This window comes from Pseudomonas sp. 14P_8.1_Bac3 (assembly GCF_025466085.1).
GTDB lineage: Bacteria > Pseudomonadota > Gammaproteobacteria > Pseudomonadales > Pseudomonadaceae > Aquipseudomonas.
Window position 1 is genome coordinate 24,253 of the sequence record NZ_JANLOD010000073.1, and the last position, 23,390, is coordinate 47,642.

Sequence of the window (23,390 nt, forward strand, 5' to 3'; positions counted from 1 at the left end):
AGCACGCAAGAACAACGCGTCCCTGTAGGAGCGAGCCTGCTCGCGAAGAACGAAAGATCAACGCGAGCATTCAGGCAGCCCGCGTTTTCGTTGACATCCATGGCGAGCCAGCTCGCGCCTACAGTAGATCAGGCATCCATCAGCTAGAATGCCCGCCTTGCCGTTGCCGAGCCTGCCATGAAACCTGTAACGCCCCACGCCCAGCTCGACTGGGACGACCAAGGGCTCCCGCGTTCGCGGGTGTTCGACGATGTGTATTTTTCCGACCTGTCCGGGCTGGATGAAACCCGCTACGTCTTCCTCGAACAGAACGCGCTGCGTGAGCGCTTCGCCGCATTGCCGGACGGTGGCCGGCTGGTGATTGGCGAGACCGGTTTTGGCACCGGGTTGAATTTCCTCTGTGCCTGGCAGTTGTTCGAACAGCACGCGGTGGCGGGTGCGCGGTTGCATTTTGTCAGCGTCGAAAAGTACCCGCTGAGTGCGCCGGACCTGCAACGGGCGCTGGCGTTATGGCCCGAGCTCAGGACGTTTTCAGATCAATTGCTGGCGCAGTACGTGGCCATCCACCCAGGCTTCCAGCGGCTGGTGCTGGATCACGGTCGTGTGACGCTGACCCTGTTGATCGGCGATGCGCTGGAACAGTTGCCGCAACTGGACGCGCAGGTCGACGCCTGGTTTCTCGACGGGTTTGCCCCGGCGAAAAACCCGGACATGTGGACCGCAGAGCTGTTCGCCGAACTCGCCCGTCTTGCCGCGCCCGGTTCGACCATCAGCACGTTTACCAGCACCGGTTGGGTGCGCCGCCTGCTGAACGCCGCGGGCTTCAAGATGAAGCGCACGCCGGGCATCGGCCACAAATGGGAAATCCTGCGCGGCACCTTCCTTGGCTGGCCAGAAGCAACGCCGGCGCCCGCGACGGCGAAACCGTGGTTTGCCCGTCCAGCGCCGCTGACCGGCGAGCGCCATGCGTTGGTAATCGGCGCCGGCCTGGCCGGTTGCGCCACCGCCGCCAGCCTTGCCGCGCGGGGTTGGCAGGTCAGTCTGCTGGAGCGTCATGCCGCGCTGGCGCAGGAAGCTTCGGGTAATCCTCAGGGCGTGCTTTACCTCAAGCTGTCGGCCCACGGCACGGCGTTGTCGCAGTTGATCGTCAGCGGTTTCGGTTACACCCGACGCGTGCTGGAACACCTGCATCGCGGCGTCGACTGGGACAGTTGCGGTGTGCTGCAACTGGCCTTCAACGCCAAGGAAGCCGAGCGTCAGGCGCAACTGGCGCAGGCGTTTACCGAAGACTTGCTGCATTCGCTCGATAAAGACCAGGCCGAGGCCCGTGCCGGTATCGAGTTGCCATCGGGTGGGCTGTTTTATCCCGAAGGCGGCTGGGTGCATCCGCCGGCATTGTGCCAATGGCAAGCGGCGCACCCGCACATCCGGATTCTGCTCCATCACGATGTGCTGGAACTGCGTCGAGCCGACGACCACTGGCAGGCGTGGGATGGCGAGAAGCTGTTGGCCGATGCGCCCGTGGTGGTCCTGGCCGGCGCCGCCGAGATCAAGCGTTTCCCCTACAGCAGCGAGCTGCCGCTGAAACGCATTCGCGGCCAGATCACCCGCCTGCCGCAAACCATTGAAAGCCAGGCATTGAACACCGTGGTATGCGCAGAAGGCTACGTCGCCCCGGCACGCCTGGGTGAACACACCCTCGGCGCCAGTTTCGATTTCAACAATGAAGATTTGACCCCGACAGCGGCGGAACACGCGGGCAATCTGCAGATGCTCGAAGAGATTTCGCCGGACCTGGTGACCCGGCTGCGGGTCGATACGTTGCACCCGGAAACCCTCGAAGGTCGCGCGGCGTTTCGCTGCACCAGCCCGGATTACCTGCCGATTGTCGGCCCGCTGGCCGACGCCGAGGCGTTCGTCGACGCCTACAGCGCCTTGAGCAAGGACGCCCGACAGATTCCGGACATCCCCTGTCCCTGGCTCGACGGTTTGCACGTCAACAGCGGCCACGGCTCACGCGGACTGATCACCGCGCCGGTGTCCGGCGAGTTGCTGGCCGCCTGGCTCGAGGGCGAGCCACTGCCACTGCCCAGGTCGGTAGCCGAAGCCTGTCACCCGAACCGTTTTGTCCTACGCCGATTGATTCGCGGCAAGGCCTGAGGCAAACCGACAGCGTGACACGGTTGCAGGAGCCAGGTTGCTGGCGATGGTTGTTAACGATGACGCGTGCGGCCTGGATAAACGCGGCGCCCTCGCGTGCATCGCCAAGCAAGCTGGCTCCTACAGGGTTTGTGTGATGCCGGCTCAGCCTCAGTCCAGGACAAAGCAGGTCTTCAGTTCCTCGGCCTTCATGGCCTCTTCGGTCAAGCGTTTCAGCAGGCGGGATTCGCCCTGTTGCAGCTCGGTGGCGATGCCATCGACTTGCGCGCGGTAGTCCGTGCCGAGGGTGGCCTGATTGTCGAACGCTGTCTCCATCCGCGTGTGAAAGGGCTCGGCAAGATCGATGAATTGCTTGCCGTGGTGCTGGCGTAGAAAGTCGATCCAGAAGGTGCGCTGACTCAGGTAATTGAGCAGTTCGGGGGAGACCTCGGCAGTGACGACCCGGTTGTAGGCCGCCTCGAGGTCGTTGACCGTCACGCCGCTGGCCGATGAATAACGCATGTGCCTGGGTTGCCCGACCAGATCAAGCCGCTCGGCCAGATTGACGCGGTAGGCCAGCTCCACTTCCACCGGATCGAGTTTTGGATCGGCGGTCGCCCGCTCTCGAGCAATCTTGGCCAGGTAATCCTGACGGAACAACCGCCGCCCCAGGCTTAACAGTCGATCAGCCTGGTCATGCGCGTGGGCAGACTGGCGAACCACCGCATCGATGTTCACCGCCACCTCCAGATTACTGAAAATCGTCGCCGCCGAATCCGCGCAGTTGGATTTCACCGCCATTGAAAACAACTGATCGCGCAACGCCGCATCGGATTGAGTCGCCTCGATCACCTGCCACACCCGGCGCGTCATGTCCTCCCGCACATAGTGACTGTCCGCCGAGCTTCCCACCTCCGCCAGCAATTGAAAGAAGCCGGTGGCGTGCGGTTCGTTCTTCAGCGCGAGCCAGGTGCGATTGCGAGCGGCGTAGGTGGCCTCAGCCGGGTTGTCCATCCACAGGTCGCGCGCAACCTGTTCGTTGATCACACGATTATCGTTTTCCAGAAAGCCCATGCCGGCGCCCGTGCGTCCACGGTAGTTACCCAGCGCCACCAGGCTCGACACCGACAACGGGTTATGCCGCAGGTTGATCGTGTCGGCGAAGCGACGCGGAAGGTCGAACAACCAGCTCGGCAAATCACGAATGTGGTTGCCGCGCAGGTCCACCCTGTCCAGTTCTCCCAGGCGTGACAGGCCCACCGGCAACTCCGTGGCGTAGGTATTGGCCAGGAACAACGATTGCAAATGGGACATCTTGCTGACGTCCGGCGAGGCGCCGAGCCGGTTACCGCTGAGTCCCAACGTACGCAATTCGCGCAGGTCGGCCAGCTTGCGTAACGTGTGTTCGGTCAGGACCAGTTGATTGTCGTTCAGGCTCAAATGCCGAAGGTCGGGCATGTGCGATAGCACTTCCGGCAAGCGTGTCAGGCGGTTGCGGTCCAACTCCAGGTTCACCAGCCCTTTAAAGGGTTTGAGGAAGTACGCCAGCTCATCGCCAGCCTGCATGTCCTTGATGGACAGGTGGCGGACATGGGCGACATCGTGCTCGGCCAAGGTCGGCAGCGGGCCCACCGGGTTACGCTCCAGTCTCAGCGAGGTGAACGGCTGGTTCTGCGGCCAACGTGGCGGTGCGACCCGGCGCCAGCACTTTTCGAGGGTCGCCGCGACCTGCCGGCGACTGATACGAATATCGTTGATCTGCCCCGGCAGCTTGCGCATCGCCGCCTCATCCTCGCGCCAGGCCAGCAGCACCGCTTGCAGTTTTTTCAGTTGCTGTCCGAGCTCCTTGAGGCGATTGACCCGCATCATCTGGGTGCTGCCCGCTTCGTCGAGAAACGACGACACCTGGGCATCGCTGAACAGCGGATAAAGTTTGCGGACTTTACGAATCAGACTTCGTGCATAGGGATGCGCCACCGGCGGGTCTGCCTGGACACAAGCGGAAAGGTGTTTCGCTACTTCGCTGCGCTCGCCCCGCAGCACCCGCCCGGCCTGCTCCAGATCGCTGGTGCCGGCACGCGCGAGACGTGATCGCAGCGTCACGGCGTCCAGCGCATCGTCGCCCGCGAGCCCCATGCGGGTGCGCTGGGTGGCCGGCAACACATCCAGTATCGAGCCGAGCAGCGTTTCGCTCACCAGGGTGGACGACACATTGCCGCTGCCCTGGGTCACCTCGTAGCCTCTGGATGTCTTGACTATGATCCCGCGCGCCGGCGCATCCGTTTTGCCCGCACTGTTCAGCAAGGCGCCTGTCGATGATCCCTGCCGTAGCTCCAGCCGGTAGCCGTCGTCCCAGGCCTGGACGCGACCCATCAACCCGAGGGTCAAGGTGTCGGTGTCGGCGGTGGCCACTTCAGGGGCATACAAACCGGTGACCGCGCGGTCCTGGCGGATCTCGAACCGTGCTTGCGCAACCTGCCGGGCCAGGTCCACGCCGAGGATCTTGCTTTCGCGAAGCAAGTGACGGTCCCTGGCCGACGCATCGGCCAGCAACGCCTCGTTCACTCTGACTGGAAGATCGGGCGCCTGCTCGTGCAACGTTGCCGACTCCCCGGCCGCGGCGCCGTCGTAGTTTTCGTAGAGTGCGTCGAGCAATGGCCGGCGATCGGCCTGGAGCCACGCGGCGATTTTTTTCAGCAGCAGCCTTGATTTTGACCCCGTCGTCGCGGGGCCGATGAGGCGTTCAACCTCATGGGGATAGAGACCGCTGATGACGGTGTCAAGCAGTTTCCCCGCGCTCATTTGCGCTTGGGAAACATGGACGCTGTTGACATCGTCATTGAGCGGCGCCGTCTGCGGGAAGCGCGCAACGACCTTGTCTTGAGCATCGCGCACTTCAATGAAACGTTTTTCCGGCCAGCCCGGCAGCTGTGGCAATGCGTGCAGTTGTTCCGGTAAAAACGCCGTGCTGGCCAGGTCATCCCGCTGGATCGCCGCCACCAGCGCCGTGATGTTGCGGTTCATGCCGATGCGCTCGGCGCAATCGCTCAGGCGTGGCGGCAACGGGAGACCGCCTTCGTGCAATCGGTAAAGCTCTGCGCAAGTCATGCCAGTGATATCGGCGAGCTGCGTCAATTCGTTGTGCGTCAGGCTATTCAGGCGCGGCGCCGTTCGCTTTAGCGCGTAGGCACTGTCGGGCCACTCATGTGCATGCTCATGGACATGACGCCAGCCCCCTTCGACGTTGCGTTCGACAGCAGGCTCATAGGCATCCTGGCGCTGCGCATGTTTGATCTGCCACCTCTGGTTCGCCTCGTTCCGGACCACCTGATGAACCGCGCCGTCCATGACGATCGACGTACGCTCACCCTGTTTATAGAGACCGTTCGAATCGGGCCGCAAGCCTTTCGGTAAAGGCGATGCCTGCCGGTACGCTTGAAGATCAGGCTTCCATAACCGTCGTTTGCCACCGGCGCGGGTCACCGCCTCGAAGTCGTCAAAAAACGCCGTGTGCTCTTGCAGGCTTTGGCGCCAGGCTCTGGACACGACCTTGCCGCCCACTGCAAACGCCGCCATCTGCGCCACGTTTTCAACCACATTCAACAGATGCGACACCGCTTTGGTTCGCTCGCCATGAGCCCAGTCTTCCACGCCTTCATAGACCTCGCCGGCCATGTCGACCACCGCTGCCGCCGTCATCACCAGCCCGAGCACCGGCACGAAAAAAGAGGCGACGTTCAATAGCATAAGGGCACCGTCGAACAACTGTTGAACAGTCTTGAACCGCTGTTCTTCATCGACCTCTTCGGTCGGGACCGCCAGGATGCGCGCCTCTTCCTGAGCCTTGCTGACAAAGGCGCTGAAGAAGAAGTCGGACAGGCAAGTGGCCGGGGTGGCGGTGAGCGTACCGAGGGTCTTGTCTTTATCGAACTCGGCGAAAAAATCGGCCTTGTCGTGACCGTGAAGGAATTGCCTGGCGAAAAAGGCCCGGTAACTTTTGGATTGCAGCTTGAGCGTCAGGTAAAGCTTGAACTCGTCCAGCGAGGCGTATTCATACACTGGACGCCGGGGGTCGTTCGGCAGATAAACCACGCATTTCGCCTTAGGCGCGGTATCGATGGAGGTCTTGGTGAATATCAGCGCGCCGCAGATGCAGGCGTCATGGATCGTCAAGCCTTGCCACATCACGGGTGAGCCATCGAACACCGCGCCTTTGGTTTGCGCAGCCGGCAAATCTTGCGCGATGACACTCAGCAACATTTTGTACCCAGCGTCACTGAGGTCTTTTTTCAGATAGGCGATGTGCGCAGCGACTTCCATATTGATCAACTTCAGTCGCCGGATATCAGCGGCGGTGGCCCGATCACCGACGGTCGCGCCAGCGCCGGGCTTGGCCGGCAAGGCAAATACCTCGTCGATATGCCGTTGATAAAGCGCTCCAAGGTCAAGCTCACGAGCGAGCTTGGCGAAATGGGCCGCCGTGATGACGCTGCCTTTTTGCGCTTGTTCTTTGATTTTTATCGTGGAGCTTTCTGGAAGGCCTCCCGGAAGCGCTTCGTCCTCGGTGAAATTCTCCATGGCGGCGTGGAGCAGACTGCGCGAACTGGTGTTTACAAAACCGATAGTCCCGATGGCATGCGGCACCGTGGTTGACGGCAGCGATCTTCGGACGATCTCGAGTGTGTCGCGCTCGACATCGACATTGATCGCCCACTTGTCCTTGAGCACCCGGGTCAGTTGTTCTTTGCAGAAGACGTCCAGCGGTTTGAGCCTGCCCAGCACTTGAGCGGCCTTGCGGTGAGCGAGGTCACTCTGCTGAAACGCGGCTCTGAGCGCCTGTACCACCGGCAGATCAGCGCTGGCCAACCACTCGGGAATGGCGGCTTGCAGGGTTTGCGCCTTGTCCAGGTCGGCGGTGTGTTCCAGCAACGCTTCCAGGCGGTGGGCAGCAGTAAAAGTCGCGACGACAGGCGTCGTATTGGGGGTTGATGGCATGAGCAATGTCCTTATTGCGTTCAGGTGCTGCCAGACTACGGGACCGCCCCGGCAAAAGGATAATTCGAATATCGAGTCGAATCGGCGGGTAATTGAACAACTACCCGCATGGGTTCCAGCACTATTTACCACCCCGCCGAAAGGCCTCTCTGGCAGCGGCACCGCTCGTCCGGCAACTGCCGCTTATTACTTATCGATCTAAAACTCCTGAAATCTGCACAGGTCAGTTTCTGAGTACCCGCCGTTTTGGCGGATACCGATTGACCCTCCCCAACGGAAAAACCGGTAAGGATTTTATGTGCGGATTAGCTGGCGAGTTACGCTTTGATCATCAACCTGCGGACCTTGCAGCCGTTGAACGAATCACCCATCACCTGGCACCACGCGGCCCTGACGCGTGGGGCTTTCACAGCCAGGGGCCGATTGCCCTGGGCCATCGTCGCCTGAAAATCATGGACCTGTCGGACGGCTCGGCGCAGCCGATGGTCGACAACCAGCTGGGCCTGTCCCTGGCTTTCAACGGCGCGATCTACAACTTCCCGGAACTGCGCACCGAGCTGGAAGGCCTCGGCTATGCCTTCTATTCCGGCGGCGACACCGAAGTGCTGCTCAAGGGCTATCACGCCTGGGGCGAGGCGCTGCTGCCCAAGCTCAACGGCATGTTCGCCTTCGCCATCTGGGAGCGCGACGCCAAACGGCTGTTCATCGCCCGCGACCGTCTCGGCGTGAAACCGCTGTACCTGTCGCGTACCGGCCAGCGCTTGCGCTTTGCCTCGGCGCTGCCGGCGTTGCTCAAGGGTGGCGACATCAACCCGATCCTCGATCCGGTGGCGTTGAATCACTACCTGAATTTCCACGCCGTGGTGCCGGCACCGCGCACCTTGCTGGCGGGCATTGAAAAACTGCCGCCGGCGACCTGGATGCGCATCGAAGCGGACGGCAGCACCGAGCAGAAAACCTGGTGGACCCTGCCCTACGGCCCTCACGCCGACGAAATCAACCTGACCCTCGAAGACTGGCGCGACCGCGTGCTCGACAGCACCCGCGATGCCGTGGCGATTCGCCAACGGGCGGCGGTGGACGTCGGTGTGCTGCTTTCCGGCGGTGTCGATTCGAGTCTGCTGGTCGGTTTGTTGCGCGAAGTCGGCGTGGAAAATCTGTCGACCTTCTCCATCGGTTTCCAGGACGCCGGCGGCGAGCGCGGCGACGAGTTCCAGTATTCGGACCTGATCGCCAAGCACTACGGCACCCAGCACCATCAGTTGCGTATCGACGAAAAAGAAATCATCGAGCAACTGCCGGCGGCGTTCCGCGCCATGAGCGAACCGATGGTCAGCCATGACTGCATCGCGTTTTATCTGTTGTCCCGCGAAGTGGCCAAGCATTGCAAAGTGGTGCAAAGCGGACAGGGTGCGGACGAGTTGTTTGCCGGTTATCACTGGTACCCGCAGGTCGATGGCGCAGCCGATCCGTACGCGGCTTACCGCGAGGCGTTTTTTGACCGCAGCTACGAGGACTACGCGGCCACCGTGCAGCCGAAATGGCTGACGGCGAATGACGCCGCCGGCGACTTCGTCAAAGAACATTTCGCCCAGCCCGGTGCCGATGCAGCCGTGGACAAGGCCCTGCGCCTGGACAGCACGGTGATGCTGGTGGACGACCCGGTCAAACGCGTCGACAACATGACCATGGCCTGGGGCCTGGAAGCGCGTACGCCGTTTCTCGACTATCGCCTGGTGGAATTGTCGGCCCGTGTGCCGGGCAAATTCAAATTGCCGGACGGCGGCAAGCAAGTGTTGAAAGAAGCGGCGCGGCTGGTGATTCCGAGTGAGGTCATCGACCGTAAGAAAGGGTACTTCCCGGTGCCGGGCCTCAAGCATTTGCAAGGTGACACGCTGAACTGGGTGCGCGAACTGCTGCTGGATCCGAGCCAGGACCGTGGCCTGTTCAACCCGGCGATGCTCGACCGTCTGCTGACCGACCCACAAGGCCAGTTGACCCCGTTGCGCGGCTCCAAGCTGTGGCAACTGGCGGCCCTGAACCTGTGGCTCAGTGAACAAGGAATCTGATCGATGAAAACTCACGCCACGGCGTATAGCCAACGCCTGTTGCGCGGTCAGGCACCTTCCTACGAACGCTTGCAGGCGCGTCTGGCCGAAGACGGCAGCGAGCTGGGCCCCGCACCGATTGCCGTGCACTGCGGCTGGGGCCGGTTGCTGATCGGCCATACGTTCCCCGATCCGGCGAGCCTTGCCCGGGAATTGCTCAACGAGCAGCCGGGCGAACGCGACATCGCCCTGTACGTCGCCGCGCCCCAGCAAGTGTTGGGGCTGGAGCCGGCGCAGCTGTTTCTCGATCCGTCAGACACCTTGCGCCTGTGGTTCAGCGATTACCGCCAAGCGACCCGCGTGTTTCGCGGCTTTCGCATTCGGCGAGCGCAGAGCGAGGCGGACTGGCGGGCGATCAATCAGCTGTACCAGGCGCGCGGCATGTTGCCGATCGACGCCAGCCTGCTGACCCCGCGTCATCTCGGCGGTCCGGTGTATTGGCTGGCCGAGGACGAGGACAGCGGCGCGGTCATCGGCAGTGTCATGGGCCTCAATCACCAAAGGGCCTACAACGATCCGGAAAATGGCAGCAGCCTCTGGTGCCTGGCCGTCGACCCTCAATGCTCGCGGCCCGGTGTCGGCGAAGTGCTGGTGCGGCATTTGATCGAGCACTTCATGAGCCGTGGGCTGAGCTACCTCGATCTGTCCGTGCTGCACGACAACCGCCAGGCGAAAAGCCTCTACGCCAAGCTCGGTTTTCGCAACCTGTCGACCTTCGCGATCAAGCACAAGAACGGGATCAATCAGCCGCTGTTCCTGGGTCCTGGTCCAGAAGCCGAATTCAACCCGTATGCGCGGATCATCGTTGATGAGGCGCATCGGCGTGGCATCGAAGTGCAGGTCGATGATGCCGAGGCCGGCCTGTTCACCTTGGTGCATGGCAGTCGACGGGTGCGCTGCCGCGAATCCCTGAGCGATCTGACCAGCGCGATCAGCATGACCTTGTGCCAGGACAAGAGCCTGACGCACAAGGTGCTGAAAAATGCCGGCCTGAACCTGCCCGCGCAGCAGCTGGCGGGGAATGCCGATGACAATCTGGCGTTTCTCGACGAGCACGAGCGGGTGGTGGTCAAGCCGCTGGATGGCGAACAGGGTCAGGGCGTCGCGGTGGATTTGCGCACCATCGAAGAGGTGCAGCACGCCATCGAAGCGGCCCGGCAGTTCGACAGCCGCGTGTTGCTCGAAAGCTTCCACGAGGGCCTCGACCTGCGGATTGTGGTGATCGGTTTTGAAGTGGTCGCCGCGGCCATTCGTCGGCCGGCGGAAGTGGTGGGCGATGGCCAACATTCAATCCGCGCGCTGATCGAAGCCCAGAGTCGACGCCGTCAAGCGGCTACCGGCGGCGAAAGCAAGATCCCGCTGGACCCTGAAACCGAGCGAACCCTGGAAGCGGCGGGTTACGACTACAACAGCATTCTGCCGGCCGGCGAGCACCTGTTCGTGAGGCGTACGGCGAATCTTCATACCGGCGGCATTCTTGAAGACGTCACGACGATCCTGCACCCGACGCTGGTAGACGCTGCCGTGCGTGCGGCGCGGGCGCTGGACATCCCGATGGTCGGGCTCGACCTGATGGTGTCGGCGGCGGATCAGCCGGAGTATGTGTTTATCGAAGCCAATGAACGTGCCGGTCTGGCCAATCATGAGCCGCAGCCGACGGCGGAGCGGTTTGTGGATTTGCTGTTTCCGCACAGTCAGGCAGTGAGCTGTTAATGACGTGGTGTCTGGACTGACCGCTTCGCGAGCGGGCTCGCTCCCACAGATGACTGCGTTCCCCTGTGGGAGCAAGCCTGCTCGCGATGGCGGCCTCACAGGCAGCCCTCAATTCTCCTCATCGAAACCATCGATGCGCTCAACTCATCAGGAGTTTCCATGACCAGTAAAATCCCCGAACCGGACCTCAATTACCTGCAAAAAGTCCTGCTGGAAATGCTCGCTATCCCCAGCCCGACCGGTTTCACCGACACCATCGTGCGCTACGTCGCCGAGCGACTTGAAGAGCTGGGCATTCCGTTTGAAATGACCCGCCGCGGCACGATTCGCGCCACGCTCAAGGGCAAGAAAAACAGCCCCGACCGCGCCGTCTCCGCCCACCTCGACACCATCGGTGCCGCCGTGCGCGCCGTGAAAGACAATGGCCGCCTGACCCTGGCTCCCGTCGGCTGCTGGTCAAGCCGTTTTGCCGAAGGCAGCCGCGTCAGCCTGTTTACCGACAATGGCGTGATCCGTGGCAGCGTATTGCCGCTGATGGCGTCCGGGCATGCGTTCAACACCGCCGTGGACGAGATGCCGATCAGTTGGGACCACATCGAACTGCGCCTCGATGCCTACTGCGCGACCCGCGCCGATTGCGATTCGCTGGGCATCAGCGTCGGCGATTTCGTCGCCTTCGATCCGCTGCCGGAGTTCACTGAAAGCGGCCACATCAGCGCTCGTCACCTTGATGACAAGGCCGGCGTCGCGGCGTTGCTGGCGGCGCTCAAAGCGATCGTCGACAGCGGCGAAGAACTGATGATCGACTGTCATCCGCTGTTCACCATCACCGAGGAAACCGGCAGCGGCGCGGCGGCGGCCCTGCCTTGGGACGTCAGCGAATTCGTCGGTATCGACATCGCGCCGGTCGCCCCCGGCCAGCATTCCAGTGAGCATGCGGTCAGCGTGGCGATGCAGGATTCGGGCGGGCCCTATGACTATCACTTGTCCCGCCACCTGTTACGGCTGGCCAGCGATAACGAGCTGCCGGTGCGTCGCGACCTGTTCCGCTATTACTTCAGTGATGCACATTCGGCGGTGACCGCCGGCCACGACATCCGCACCGCCCTGCTCGCCTTCGGCTGCGACGCGACCCACGGCTACGAACGCACGCACATCGACAGCCTCGCGGCCCTGAGCCGCTTGCTCGGTGCCTACATCCTCAGCCCTCCGGTGTTCGCCAGCGATGCGCAACCGGCCAAGGGTTCACTGGACCGGTTCAGTCACCAGATCGAACATGACACGCAGATGGAAAGCGATACGCGGGTGCCGTCGGTGGACAGCCTGGTGGGGCAGCGGTCGGAGAGTTGATCCGGGGCTTACGGTGCCTTGTCTGGCGCCTTCGCGGGCAAGCCCGCTCCCACAGGTTTGGTGTTGTCCACAAATTATGTGTGCGCCACCAAACCCTGGAGCGGGCTCGCCCGCGAAGGCGTCCGCTCAGGCAACCCAAAACCCAAAGGCTAGCCGCAATCCCTCATTCGCCGTAGCATCGCGCCATTGTTTACCCGAGGTGCCTATGCTCATTCCCTACGACCAACTTGAAGTCGACACCCTCACCCGCCTGATCGAAGATTTCGTCACCCGCGATGGCACGGACAACGGCGACGATACGCCGCTGGAAACCCGCGTGTTACGGGTACGCCAGGCGTTGACCAAGGGCCAGGCGCTGATCGTTTTCGATCCGGACAGCGAGCAATGCCAGTTGATGCTCAAGCACGACGTGCCCAAGCATCTGTTCGACTGACGCCTTCAACCCTTCCTGGCTTTTTCCAGCTGGACCTGGATGCGCTCATAGACCTCGGCACGGTGCACATCGATGGCGCGTGGCGCCTCGATGCCGAAGCGCACGGTGTTTCCGTTGACGTTCATAACGCGCACGGAAATGGTGTCGCCGATGGAGATCATTTCACCTACAACGCGGCTGAGTACTAGCATGGCATTCGTCCTTCAGGGTTATCGAACCCTGAAGATGCCCGGTGCGTGACAGGCCTTCAATGCGGCGCGAGCAAAACAGTCTCGCCCTACAGCACTAAACGAACACCCCTTAGGAAACGTCCCACAACCAGAGTCACGACGGCTCAGGAAGCGGAAAAACGTGGTCCGAACAGGATGACGCTCGCGCCAATCACGCACAACGCGACGCCGATCCAGTCCGAGCCCAGCGGACGAATCCGCTCGACCACCGCCAGCCAGCCAATCGACGCAATGATGTAGATGCCACCGTAGGCGGCGTAGGCGCGTCCGGCGTAAGTCGCTTCAACGCGGGTCAGCAACAGCGCGAACACGGTCAGGCTGAGCAGCGCCGGCACCACCCACCAGGCGCTTTTGCCCTGGCGCAGCCACATCCAGAAGGCAAAGCAGCCGGCGATTTCGAACAGCGCGGCGAGGAAGAACCACAGGTAATTGAGCATGCCAGACGTCTCGCAAGGATGACCGATGGCGGCCACCCTAACGACGAGTTTGCCTTCGGGCAAGTTCAGCCTGCGGTCTGCTTGGCCTTGGCGCGCATTTTATCGGCCATGAGGGTCATTTCGTTGTAGAGCAACTGTGGGTTCTTCTGCTTCAGAGCCCAGGCCATACGCCCCTGTTCGTGAGGCAGAATCATGAATTCGCCGGCGGCCACTTGCTGGTAGATGTAGTCGGCAATGTCAGTGGCGGTGATCGGCGAACTTTCCAGCAGTTTGCCGACCTGAGCCTTCATGGCCGGGGTCGGGCCACGGAAAGAGTCCAGCAGATTGGTCTGGAAGAATGACGGGCACACCACGTGCACACCCACTTCCTGCTGCGCCAGTTCGATCAGCAGGCTCTCGGACAACGCCACCACGCCGGCCTTGGCCACGTTGTAGTTGCTCATCGCCGGGCCTTGCATCAACGCTGCCATCGACGCGATGTTGATGATCTTGCCTTTGCTTTTTTCCAGCAGCGGCAGGAACGCCTTGCACCCTTTGACCACGCCCATCAGGTTGATCGCGATCTGCCAGTCCCAGTCCTCGAGGGACAATTCGCTGAAGAACCCGCCCGACGCGACGCCGGCGTTATTGACGATGACATCGATGCCACCGAGCTTCACTTCACAGGCCTGGGCGAACGCCGTCAGCTGACTGTAATCACGCACATCGCAACGCTGGGTAAAGCCGTCACCACCGGCCTCGCGCACCAGTCTCAGGGTTTCCTGCAGACCGGGTTCGCTGACATCCGACAACGCCAACTGCCAGCCTTCACGCGCCCAGCGCAGCGCGATTTCGCGACCCAGGCCCGAGCCTGCGCCAGTGATCATCATGCGATTTTGCATAGCCAACAGCCTTGTGGTTCCAGGAGAGATGCACCGAGTGTAGCGAAGGACCTCGCCCAACCCACGCTCCATCAGATTGCTGAATGGCCCGAACAAACCGCGGACGCGCCTCCATCAACTTATCCGATTAAAAAAGAAATAAGCCTGTCTTCAAAAAACGTTAAAAAAACATGGAATTTTCTTTCAGTCGCGAGAGTCGGAGTTTGTAAGCAGCTTGGGTTTATTGCATTCCAGCTGAGTGTTAAGGCCAGGTAATTTCAGAACACTTCCAACAAGGAAATAGACATGGGCACAATCTTAATCATTATTCTGATCCTCCTGCTGGTAGGCGGCCTGCCGGTGTTCCCACACTCTAGAAGTTGGGGTTATGGTCCGTCGGGTATCATCGGTGTGGTGTTGGTGGTGCTGTTGATCCTGCTGTTACTCGGCAAGATATAACGCGATAACAGGCAAAAAAAAGAGGCCCTTGAAGGGCCTCTTTTTTATTGCGCGAAACTTAGTCCGGCTTGCCGTCAACCACACCGGCGGTGTTGTCGATCAGGCTCTTGGTCGCGGTCTGGATGAACGACTCAAGTTTCTGCTTGAGGGCCGCTTCGTCCGCCGACTCCGGGATCACTTCACCTTTCGGATTCGCGCCCAGTTCGTATTGGTACAGTTTTGGCGGCATCTCTTTCGGCAGCACCAGTACGCGGTCGGCCGTCAGCAACGCAACGGTCTGATCGCTGCCCGAAGGCTTGATCACGCCGAAACCCTTGTCGCCTTCCGGCAGGTTCAGCAAGTCACGGCCCCAGCACTGGTGAACCACGTCGCCACCGATCCGGCCCATGATGGTCGGCACGATGTCGATCTGGGTGCCCACGGTGTGGTCGACCTGGCCGAACTTGTCCTGGACGCCCGGCCCAATCAGCAGCATCGGTACGTTGAAGCGGCCCAGGTCCATTTCGGTGATCTGCTGCTCGTTGCCAAAGCCGTGGTCGCCGACGACCACGAACAGGGTTTCCTTGAAGTACGGCTCTTTACGCGCCTTCTCGAAGAATTGACCCAGCGCCCAGTCGGAGTAACGCATGGCGGTCAAGTGTTCGTTGAGGCTGCCACGGTCGGTCACGCGCTCGACCGGCAATGGCGTCGGCAAGGCGTACGGCGTGTGGTTCGACAGGGTTTGCAACAAGGCATAGAACGGCTTCTTGTCCTTGCCGTCGCGGGCTTTCAACTCTTCCAGGCCGCGGTTGAACATGTCCTGGTCGGACACGCCCCAGGTCGGGTCGGAGAACACCGGGTTAACGAAGTCGTTACGCCCGATGAAGTTGGTCATGCCCTGGTTGCTGAAGAAACCCGACTGGTTGTCCCAGGCGAAATCGCCGTTGTAGACATACACGTTGTCGTAGTCACGGGCGCTGAGCAATTGCGGCAGGCCGGACAGTTTGTGGCTGCCTTCCGGGGTCTGCATCAGGTATTCGAAACCTGGCAGGTTCGGGAAGCAGGCCATCGTGGCGAACATGCCCTGGTGGGTGTGGGTGCCGTTGGAGAAGAAACGGTCGAACAACAGGCCTTCCTTCGCCAATTTATCGAAAGCAGGCGTGATGTTGCCCGGACGGCCCAGCGCGCCCACCGAGTGACCGGCGAAGCTTTCCATCAGGATCACGACGACATTCTTGATCGGCAGGGTCTTGTCGGCATTCGGGGTGTAGTTGCGGCGAACGGCGGCGGTTTCCGGGTCGACCAGTTTGTCGCTCGGCGTCAGCAGCATGTCGCGTACGGTCTGCTGGGCCAACGGTTGCGCGAGGGTGGCTTTCCAGATGTTGTCGCGTTCTTCGGACATCCGGCTCTTCGCTGCGGCGATCAGCGACAAGGTGCCGTTGAGGCCGAGCTGGTTAGCGAAGTTCGAATCGGTGGTGTAGACGTCACCCCAGCGCAGTGGCGGGCCTTGACGCAGGGTGCCGCGCGCGGCGACCACGCAGATCAGCAGGCAGACCACGAACACCGCGATGCGCGCGTACCACGGGGCGATCTGGCGCGTGCTGATGCTGCCGCCGCTGAACGGACCGCGAGGACGGGTCGCACGGTCGGCGCCCTTGAACGCAAACGCCAGGATCACGGTGCCCACGGCCCACGCCAGCAGGTAGCGCACCACCGGGAAACCGTACCAGAGCATGCTCATCACGGTTTTCGGGTCTTCCTTCACGTACTGGAAGACCAGGCCGTTGAGGCGCTGGTGGAATTCGCGGTAGAAGTCCATTTCCATCAGGCCGAGGAACAGCGCGATGCTCGAGGCGATGGTCAGCCACAAACGGAAGAACCCGCGGGCAGCCATGGCCCGGGCGCTGAACAGGGCCAACAACAGCGGAATGCTGAGGTAGACCACCAGGCGCAAGTCGAAGCGCAGGCCGTTGGCGAACGCTTCGACAAAGGTCGAGGCCGGCGTGTCGAGGATCATCTCGCGGTTGTAGACCAGCAGCGCCAGGCGCAGCAGGCTGAACATGACCATCATGACCAGGGCACACAACAGCGTGTAGGCCAGATGCGATTTGACGGTCGGTTGCAGCAGGCGACTAGAAGCTCGCTGCTGATTCAGGGCGTCCGGGATTGCCATGTCGTTTTAGGACCCATTGGAGGTTGAAGTTTCAAAAATGCAGCTGCGCCCTGCCCTCTGTCGGCCAATACTCGGCCCCGGGGTTTGCGCGGTGCGCAAATGTTGCACGATCAATCGCGGCATTGCCATTGATTAGTGACCTGCACGGCTGGCGCGGGCGAATTGTCTTGGAGGCTTTGTGAAAATTTTGTGCAACGTATATCTGGAAACACAATAAAGAGCCTGGAATGGGGGTTATGCGTGGTTCCCGGTTCCTGACATTGCACCTGAATCAATCAAACGCCGAATAGCAAAAACCCCGAACACGTCGGGGTTTTCTAACGGACGAACAGGCTGCCTACTTCTCAGCGCGTTCTTTCAGGGCTTTCAACGTATTGAACGGCGCATCCACCACAAACTTGTTGGCAATCATCGACGGTACGCTGCCACCCGGCTCCGTGTGAACCTGATAAGTCACTTCAATCTGGTCACCCTTGGGCACGAACTTCCAGAACCCTTCAACCTTGGCCACCCGCACGAAACCCTTTTCTTCAGGCACGTACTTCGGCACACCTTCAAGTTTACGGGTCAGACTACCGTCGGCACCTTCGGTCGTGGTGACGTGCAGCACCGAATCACGCGGCGTCACCGGCCATGGGGTGTTGAACTGGGTGTAGGTCCAGCTCTGATCGCCTTCGTGCTTGAGCAGCTTTTGCAGCTTGCACTCGTGAATCCAGCTGCAAGCCCCGGCCACGTCTTCCTGGAGCGCGCGCAATTTGGCCATGGTGGTTTTCATCAGGGTCACGCCCTGATAAGCCTTGTAGTCAGAGCCGGCCACTTCGCTCAAGGACACCTTGATGCCGTCTTCATTCTTGGCCACTTTCCAGTCTTCGGCCTGTGCGGCGGACGTCGCCAGCACCACCGTCAACCCACACAACACAGCCATACGATGCAGCGAACCCATAGTCTTATTCCTTATTGTTGAAGTTCCGTTCGTTGAACACATCACGCAGCGGTCATTTGCTCCCACCAGCCCAGCAACCTGATCGCTTCGTCGCTGCTGCTTCCGCAGACGTCGACATCGGCCTCGAACGCCGAACACACGGCTGGACGTTCCGGTTGGCCGAAAATGCTGCACAGGTTTTCGACAGAGAGTTGTACGCAACGTTCTCCGGCGGCTTTGCCGTGGGGCATGCCGGGAATCGGCGAACTGATGGAAGGGGCAATGCAACAGGCGCCACAGCCTTCACGGCACTTCATGACGACGAGCTCCTCGCGACGGGCGATGTATGAAAGACGGGGCACAGAGTAACCGCTAAAACAGTTGTTTTAAATTACCGGGTGACAGGTTTTTACGTTGAAACGAACGTGACCGAGCAGTCTCCGACAAAGCGTCTGGCGGGCGGGTCACCGATGGCCGGGTGTTACCGTTTGAATTCGAATTCCAGTGCGGCGCCGTCCACTTCACGGCGCTCCTCGTTACGCAGCTGCAGCTTCATTTCGTTGCTGATCAGGCGCCCGTTGAGCTGGAATGGCGAGCTGCCCTTGTCGCCGAACATTTGCGGCAACACTGCGTCGTGGCGCGGCAGCGGAACTGTACCGACCGGCTTCAATTCCTCGGCCATGCCCTGGGGCAGGCTCAAATCCAGATCGGCGGAAGGCAGTTGGGTCTTCACGACCTCACTGGCGGGTTTCGACTTGGAGGCAATGGGCGGGCGTTTTTTCGTCTTGGCCACGTTCTTTTTGCTCGGCGCGGCTTTCTTGACCGGAGCAGTCTGTTTCGCGGTCGTGCTCGCGGCGGGCTTTTCCTGAACGGAAGCCGCCATGATGCTTTCCGCCTGAAAGGTCATCAACAGGCAGATCGACAGCCAGACACAGGAAAAAATCGGTTTCATGGACCCAACGGAGCTAACGGCGCTATCGGCAGAGGGCCATATGCTCGCCTGTTGGACGCAACATGACAAGCTCGGGCAGGAATTACCCGCCCGTGCCATCAGAAGCCGCCTGCCATCTCCTGGCAAAGTTGCGTAGCGAGCATGCCCAGGGTCATCAAGGCGCGCTCGGCTTCACGGTTCCACGGCGTACCGCAATTGAGCCGGATGCAATGATTGAATTGCTCGGTATTACTGAAAATCAGCCCCGGCGCGATGCTGATGCCCTGTTGCAACGCGCGCACGTGCAACTCCTGGGTGTTGACCCGACCTGGCAAGCTCACCCATAGAATGAAGCCGCCGGTGGGCCGGGTCATCTGCGTGCCTTCCGGGAAATACTGCTGCACCGCAAGCTGGAAGGCGCTGAGGTTCTTGCGGTATTCCTGACGAATGAAGCGCAAATGCCGGTCGTAACCGCCGTTTTCCAGATAGGCCGCGATCCCCATCTGCGTCACGCTACAGGCGGAATGCGTGCTGAAGGTCTGCAACCGCTGGATTTCCTGCTGGTACTTGCCAGCGATCATCCAGCCGATCCGCACACCGGGGGACAGGGTTTTGGAAAAACTCGAGCAGTAGATCACGCGATCCAGCCGGTCGTAGGCCTTGAGTGCCTTGGTGCGGCCCTGTTCGAACATCAGTTCGCCGTAGATATCGTCTTCGATGATCTGAATATCGAAATCCGAGGCCAGGCGCAGCAACTGTTTCTGCCGCTCTTCGGGCATGGTGCCGCCCAGCGGATTGCTCAGGCGCGTAGTCAGCACCAGCGCCTTGATCGACCATTGGTTGGCCGCCAGTTGCAGGGCTTCCAGGCTCATGCCGGTGGCCGGGTCGCTGGGGATCTCGATGACTTTCAGGCCCAGCAGGTCGGCCAGTTGCAGTAAACCGTAGTAGGTCGGCGACTCGGCGGCGATCAGATCCCCCGGCCGGGTCAATACCCGCAGGGACATCTGCAAGGCATCGACGCAACCGTGGGTGATCACCACTTCGGACGGATCGACCACCACGCCGGCATCGCGCATGCGAATCGCCACCTGGCGGCGCAACGGCTCGAAACCGGGGCTGAACATGTAGCTGAACGCCCGCGGGCTGTGGAATCGGGTGACCTTGGCCAATTGCTGATGCAGCGCCCGCACCGGCAAATAGTCGACGCTCGGCACCGCCGCGCCCAAGGGAAACACGCCCTCGCGGCGGGATTCCACCAGCACTTGTTGGATGATGCTGCTGCGGGTGACCAGGCCAGGACGCTCGACCCGGGCGATGTCCGGAGTCGGTGCTGTCAGCGCTGGCGTCTGGTGCACGTAATAACCCGACTGCGGCCGGGCGCGGATCAGCCCCTGATCCTCGAGGTTGGCGTAGGCCTGCAATACCGTGGCATGGCTGACGTTGAGCTGCGAACTCATCTTGCGCACCGAAGGCACGCGCTCGCCCGGCTGATAGACACCGCGACGGATGTCCTCGGCCAGTTGCTGGGCAATACGCTGGTAGAGCAGGAGATTGGTCATGACGCAGCACTCGATTTCACGGGCATTTTATTCTTGTGTAAAACAATACCGGAACAGTTTAGAAGTGTACGGGGACAGTTGCCACAATAGTCGACGGTACAGTGCGGTGTCAGCAAAAACTGTACTGCTTTTGTTGAAGAACGTGAGGCCGTTGGCAGGCACAAAAAAACCCGGCGCTGACAGGCAGGCCGGGTTTTCCAGTGACGCCATCCTTAGCGGGCGGCGCCGAGTTGGCCTTTCTCGTCGGAAAACACAATTTCCACCCGACGGTTCTGTGCTCGGCCACGTTCGGAGGCGTTCGCGTCTACCGGGTATTCGTCGCCGTAGCCTTCAACCTGGATGCGTTTGTCGTCAATGCCAAGGTCCATCAGCACATCCGCCACCGATTGCGCACGGTCGCGGGACAGTTTGAGATTTTCCTGCTTGCCGCCGGTACTGTCGGCATACCCCTCGATGCGCACGACGCGCTTGGGGTTGAGCTGCAGGAACTGCACGATTTTCAGCACGACGCGGTTGGCCGAACTTTTCAATTCCGCTTCACCGGTATCGAACAGCACATCACCCAGGGTCATGACCAGGCCGCGGTCGGTCTGGATCGTCGCGAGCGCGAGAATCTGTTCTTCAAGCCACTTGCCTTGCTGTTGCACGCTGAGCAACTTGGATTCGCGCAAGGCCAGTTGCAGGCGTTGACGCTCCAGCTCGAGCTTTGCCGCGCGCTCTTCATTGAGCACCTGGCTGGTGTGTTCCCGGGCGATTTCGCTGTAACGCTGGCTCAGGTAGGCGTAATGCACCACATCCGATCCGCTCCCCCAATACGTGGACAGTCGATCGGCACGGGCCAGAGATTCGCCGGCGCGGATCACGTCTTTCGGCGCGATACGCAGCACGTTGGAATCTTCCTTGACCTTCTGGAAGTCGGCACTGGCATCTTGCAATGCGGACTCGCTGTGCTGGCCAGCGCAGCCGTAGAGGCTGGCACAACCGGCGAGGATCAAGCCGCCAACGATCCTGGACTTGAGGCTCATTGGGCATCCCCCAGTTGCTTGCGCAATCGCGTGATGCGGGTGTTGAGCACGTTCAGCTGTTCCTCGCTCTTGAGGGTCAGCACCTTGGCTTCGGCCAGACGCGCATCCAGCTCGGCCTGTTCAGCCCGCATCCGCGCATGCTTGTAGGATTGATCGGCCATATCGCCCTGGGCGCGGCTGAACTTGTCTTCGGCCAGTTTCAATTCCGGCACTTCGTCGGCGGTGGCGCCGACGGCTTTGGCTTGGATCAGTGCCTGTTCGGTCAGGCGTATCTGTTCATTCGGCGCCGGATCGGCTGCACAACCCGCCAGAGCCAAAACGGCCAGGGCAGCGAAAAGAGGTCGAATACTCACTAAAAATCCCTACTGTTTTGGGGTACTGGCGGGTTGTTGCGGCGCCTGCATTTGTTGCGCTTTCCAGCGCTCGATGTTGCGTTGCAGCACGGCTTCCGTCAGTCCGGACGCTGGCAATTCTGTCATCTTTTTGGCCAGCTGTCCGCGCAACCACGGATCGTTGCAGGCGGAGTTATGGGAAACCGCGAGGAACAGGCCAGGTTTATCAATTGGTTGCGAACGTGCCACCAGGTCGTTGGCCATGCTCAGCGTCTGTGCGGTGGCCAGGCCTGAATAACGTCCGGCGAGCACGAATTCCACTTCGCCCAGCATCAACTTCTGAAAGGCCTGGGTCAGGTTTGGCGTACGCGTGAGGGTCAATTGCTGCTCGGCGAACAGGCCAAACGCCGCGGTCATTCGAGATTTTTCCGACACGGCGCCGGGGTGACCATGGAGGTCCAGGGCATCGTTGTAGATCAGTGGCGAGTCCTTTCGGGTCCAAACGAGGTAATCGTTTTCCAGCAGTGGCGGATGAATGTAATCGAGGGTTTCCAGCTCGCTGACCGTCAACGGCGCATCCGCCAGCATGTCCATGCGTCCGCTGCGCACTTCCTCCAGGGCCTGGGAGCGTTTGCCGGCGAAGAGCAACTCTACTTTGATCCCCAACTGCCCCGCCACTTGCTGCAACAAATCGGCACTGGCACCGATCAGGTGCCTGGGGTTTTGCGGGTCTTGCCACAGGTATGGCGGCGCATCCGGACTGCCGGTGACGACCAAACGTTCGCACTTGCCGGTTGCATGGGTAAGCGCCGGCAACATCGTCAAACCAAGCAGGATCCAGACAAATCGCAGGTCCATGGCAATACTCCGGTTGTGTCCCTGTAGGAGCGAGCTCGCTCGCGATGGTTTCAGATGCACCGCGCTCATCCAAGCTCCCGTCATCGTTGACGTCCATCGCGAGCGAGCTCGCTCCTACAGGAAGCAAAGCGAAAAAAAACCCGGCCATAAGGCCGGGCTCTTTATAGGTCAAGCGACTGGATTAGACCAGCTTCTCGAGCTCTGGGATGGCTTCGAACAGGTCCGCCACCAGACCGTAATCGGCCACCTGGAAGATCGGCGCTTCTTCGTCCTTGTTGATCGCGACGATCACCTTGGAGTCTTTCATGCCGGCCAGGTGCTGGATCGCGCCGGAGATACCGACCGCGATGTACAGCTGTGGCGCAACGATCTTGCCGGTCTGACCGACCTGCATGTCGTTGGGTACGAAACCTGCGTCGACCGCGGCGCGGGAAGCACCGACGGCAGCGCCCAGCTTGTCGGCCAGGGCGTACAGGTGTTTGAAGTTGTCGCCGTTCTGCATGCCGCGCCCGCCGGAAACGACGATCTTGGCAGCGGTCAGTTCCGGACGATCGGACTTGGCCAGTTCTTCGCCGACGAAGCTGGAAATGGCAGCATCGTGAGCAGCAGCGACCGCTTCAACGGCAGCCGAACCCCCTTCAGCGGCAACCGGATCGAAACCGGTGGCACGCACGGTGATCACTTTGACTGCAGCGTTCGATTGAACGGTAGCGATGGCGTTACCGGCATAGATCGGGCGCTTGAAGGTGTCGGCGCTTTCTACCGAGATGATCTCGGAGATCTGGTCAACGTCCAGCTGAGCGGCAACGCGCGGCAGGATGTTTTTGCCGTTGGAAGTGGCGGCAGCCAGGATGTGGCTGTAGCCCTTTCCGAGCTCGGCGACCAGG

General features: G+C 60.9%; 19 protein-coding genes. 6 read left to right on the forward strand and 13 right to left on the reverse strand.

Annotated elements, in window-relative coordinates:
* Positions 1-177 precede the first annotated feature (177 nt).
* Entirely contained in the window at positions 178-2,160 is a 1,983-nt protein-coding gene (gene mnmC, locus NTD84_RS26515) for a bifunctional tRNA (5-methylaminomethyl-2-thiouridine)(34)-methyltransferase MnmD/FAD-dependent 5-carboxymethylaminomethyl-2-thiouridine(34) oxidoreductase MnmC (RefSeq protein WP_262171854.1), read from the forward strand.
* Between the two features lie 150 nt (positions 2,161-2,310).
* On the opposite strand, the gene NTD84_RS26520 is transcribed toward mnmC, so the two are convergent.
* On the reverse strand, positions 2,311-7,134 hold the full coding sequence (locus NTD84_RS26520) for an NEL-type E3 ubiquitin ligase domain-containing protein (protein ID WP_262171857.1): 4,824 nt from the start codon (positions 7,132-7,134) through the stop codon (positions 2,311-2,313).
* 296 nt (positions 7,135-7,430) lie between these two features.
* Here NTD84_RS26520 and NTD84_RS26525 point away from each other — a divergent pair, with 296 nt between their 5' ends.
* The 4 genes from NTD84_RS26525 to NTD84_RS26540 all read left to right on the forward strand — a co-directional run bounded on the left by NTD84_RS26525 (position 7,431) and on the right by NTD84_RS26540 (position 12,738).
* Positions 7,431-9,203, forward strand: a complete 1,773-nt coding sequence (locus tag NTD84_RS26525; RefSeq protein ID WP_262171860.1) for an N-acetylglutaminylglutamine amidotransferase — start codon at positions 7,431-7,433, stop codon at positions 9,201-9,203.
* Between the two features lie 3 nt (positions 9,204-9,206).
* A complete protein-coding gene (gene ngg, locus NTD84_RS26530; protein ID WP_262171862.1) occupies positions 9,207-10,955 on the forward strand; it encodes an N-acetylglutaminylglutamine synthetase in 1,749 nt (582 codons plus the stop codon).
* A gap of 159 nt (positions 10,956-11,114) precedes the next feature.
* Positions 11,115-12,305 (forward strand): osmoprotectant NAGGN system M42 family peptidase, encoded by a 1,191-nt coding sequence (locus tag NTD84_RS26535; protein WP_084323728.1) that lies wholly within the window; start codon positions 11,115-11,117, stop codon positions 12,303-12,305.
* 205 nt (positions 12,306-12,510) lie between these two features.
* Positions 12,511-12,738: a YheU family protein gene (locus NTD84_RS26540; RefSeq protein WP_010461751.1), complete on the forward strand. Its 228-nt coding sequence runs from the start codon at positions 12,511-12,513 to the stop codon at positions 12,736-12,738.
* Positions 12,739-12,743: 5 nt separating this feature from the next.
* Here NTD84_RS26540 and csrA read toward each other — a convergent pair whose 3' ends face one another.
* The 3 genes from csrA to NTD84_RS26555 form a co-directional block, all read right to left on the reverse strand.
* A complete protein-coding gene (gene csrA, locus NTD84_RS26545) occupies positions 12,744-12,929 on the reverse strand; it encodes a carbon storage regulator CsrA (protein ID WP_262171869.1) in 186 nt (61 codons plus the stop codon).
* Between the two features lie 143 nt (positions 12,930-13,072).
* The gene (locus NTD84_RS26550; protein WP_262171872.1) at positions 13,073-13,405 is read right to left on the reverse strand and encodes a YnfA family protein; all 333 of its coding nucleotides are present in this window, start codon (positions 13,403-13,405) and stop codon (positions 13,073-13,075) included.
* Positions 13,406-13,470: 65 nt separating this feature from the next.
* Positions 13,471-14,286 (reverse strand): SDR family oxidoreductase, encoded by an 816-nt coding sequence (locus NTD84_RS26555; RefSeq protein WP_262171875.1) that lies wholly within the window; start codon positions 14,284-14,286, stop codon positions 13,471-13,473.
* Between the two features lie 279 nt (positions 14,287-14,565).
* On the opposite strand from NTD84_RS26555, the gene NTD84_RS26560 reads away from it, so the two are divergent.
* A complete protein-coding gene (locus tag NTD84_RS26560; RefSeq protein WP_174602692.1) occupies positions 14,566-14,724 on the forward strand; it encodes a DUF3309 family protein in 159 nt (52 codons plus the stop codon).
* A gap of 58 nt (positions 14,725-14,782) precedes the next feature.
* Here the strand turns inward: NTD84_RS26560 and NTD84_RS26565 are convergent, their stop codons facing one another.
* The 9 genes from NTD84_RS26565 to NTD84_RS26605 all read right to left on the reverse strand — a co-directional run.
* A complete protein-coding gene (locus tag NTD84_RS26565; RefSeq protein WP_262171878.1) occupies positions 14,783-16,876 on the reverse strand; it encodes an LTA synthase family protein in 2,094 nt (697 codons plus the stop codon).
* 337 nt (positions 16,877-17,213) lie between these two features.
* Positions 17,214-17,819, reverse strand: a complete 606-nt coding sequence (locus NTD84_RS26570) for an START domain-containing protein (RefSeq protein ID WP_262171881.1) — start codon at positions 17,817-17,819, stop codon at positions 17,214-17,216.
* Positions 17,820-17,860: 41 nt separating this feature from the next.
* Entirely contained in the window at positions 17,861-18,115 is a 255-nt protein-coding gene (locus NTD84_RS26575; protein WP_262171883.1) for a YkgJ family cysteine cluster protein, read from the reverse strand.
* Positions 18,116-18,279: 164 nt separating this feature from the next.
* The gene (locus NTD84_RS26580; protein ID WP_262171885.1) at positions 18,280-18,750 is read right to left on the reverse strand and encodes a translation initiation factor 2; all 471 of its coding nucleotides are present in this window, start codon (positions 18,748-18,750) and stop codon (positions 18,280-18,282) included.
* Positions 18,751-18,848: 98 nt separating this feature from the next.
* Positions 18,849-20,288, reverse strand: a complete 1,440-nt coding sequence (locus tag NTD84_RS26585) for a PLP-dependent aminotransferase family protein (RefSeq protein ID WP_262171887.1) — start codon at positions 20,286-20,288, stop codon at positions 18,849-18,851.
* A 212-nt stretch (positions 20,289-20,500) separates the two neighbouring features.
* Positions 20,501-21,313 carry an OmpA family protein gene (locus NTD84_RS26590; RefSeq protein ID WP_262171890.1) on the reverse strand — a complete coding sequence of 271 codons (813 nt, stop codon included), beginning with the start codon at positions 21,311-21,313 and terminating at the stop codon, positions 20,501-20,503.
* Positions 21,310-21,666, reverse strand: a complete 357-nt coding sequence (locus NTD84_RS26595) for a DUF4398 domain-containing protein (protein WP_262171893.1) — start codon at positions 21,664-21,666, stop codon at positions 21,310-21,312. Before NTD84_RS26595 ends, NTD84_RS26590 begins: the two co-directional genes overlap by 4 nt.
* A 9-nt stretch (positions 21,667-21,675) precedes the next feature.
* The gene (locus tag NTD84_RS26600; protein ID WP_262171896.1) at positions 21,676-22,503 is read right to left on the reverse strand and encodes a substrate-binding periplasmic protein; all 828 of its coding nucleotides are present in this window, start codon (positions 22,501-22,503) and stop codon (positions 21,676-21,678) included.
* 181 nt (positions 22,504-22,684) lie between these two features.
* Positions 22,685-23,390 (reverse strand): electron transfer flavoprotein subunit alpha/FixB family protein (locus tag NTD84_RS26605; protein ID WP_262171898.1); only part of this gene is annotated, 706 nt, incomplete at its 5' end.

Bases quoted from the DNA above. Each gene is read 5' to 3' on its own strand.
- mnmC (WP_262171854.1), top strand. From the start codon at position 178: ATGAAACCTGTAACGCCCCACGCCCAGCTCGACTGGGACGACCAAGGG.
- NTD84_RS26520 (WP_262171857.1), bottom strand. From the start codon at position 7,134: ATGCCATCAACCCCCAATACGACGCCTGTCGTCGCGACTTTTACTGCT.
- NTD84_RS26525 (WP_262171860.1), top strand. From the start codon at position 7,431: ATGTGCGGATTAGCTGGCGAGTTACGCTTTGATCATCAACCTGCGGAC.
- ngg (WP_262171862.1), top strand. From the start codon at position 9,207: ATGAAAACTCACGCCACGGCGTATAGCCAACGCCTGTTGCGCGGTCAG.
- NTD84_RS26535 (WP_084323728.1), top strand. From the start codon at position 11,115: ATGACCAGTAAAATCCCCGAACCGGACCTCAATTACCTGCAAAAAGTC.
- NTD84_RS26540 (WP_010461751.1), top strand. From the start codon at position 12,511: ATGCTCATTCCCTACGACCAACTTGAAGTCGACACCCTCACCCGCCTG.
- csrA (WP_262171869.1), bottom strand. From the start codon at position 12,929: ATGCTAGTACTCAGCCGCGTTGTAGGTGAAATGATCTCCATCGGCGAC.
- NTD84_RS26550 (WP_262171872.1), bottom strand. From the start codon at position 13,405: ATGCTCAATTACCTGTGGTTCTTCCTCGCCGCGCTGTTCGAAATCGCC.
- NTD84_RS26555 (WP_262171875.1), bottom strand. From the start codon at position 14,286: ATGCAAAATCGCATGATGATCACTGGCGCAGGCTCGGGCCTGGGTCGC.
- NTD84_RS26565 (WP_262171878.1), bottom strand. From the start codon at position 16,876: ATGGCAATCCCGGACGCCCTGAATCAGCAGCGAGCTTCTAGTCGCCTG.
- NTD84_RS26570 (WP_262171881.1), bottom strand. From the start codon at position 17,819: ATGGGTTCGCTGCATCGTATGGCTGTGTTGTGTGGGTTGACGGTGGTG.
- NTD84_RS26575 (WP_262171883.1), bottom strand. From the start codon at position 18,115: ATGAAGTGCCGTGAAGGCTGTGGCGCCTGTTGCATTGCCCCTTCCATC.
- NTD84_RS26580 (WP_262171885.1), bottom strand. From the start codon at position 18,750: ATGAAACCGATTTTTTCCTGTGTCTGGCTGTCGATCTGCCTGTTGATG.
- NTD84_RS26585 (WP_262171887.1), bottom strand. From the start codon at position 20,288: ATGACCAATCTCCTGCTCTACCAGCGTATTGCCCAGCAACTGGCCGAG.
- NTD84_RS26590 (WP_262171890.1), bottom strand. From the start codon at position 21,313: ATGAGCCTCAAGTCCAGGATCGTTGGCGGCTTGATCCTCGCCGGTTGT.
- NTD84_RS26600 (WP_262171896.1), bottom strand. From the start codon at position 22,503: ATGGACCTGCGATTTGTCTGGATCCTGCTTGGTTTGACGATGTTGCCG.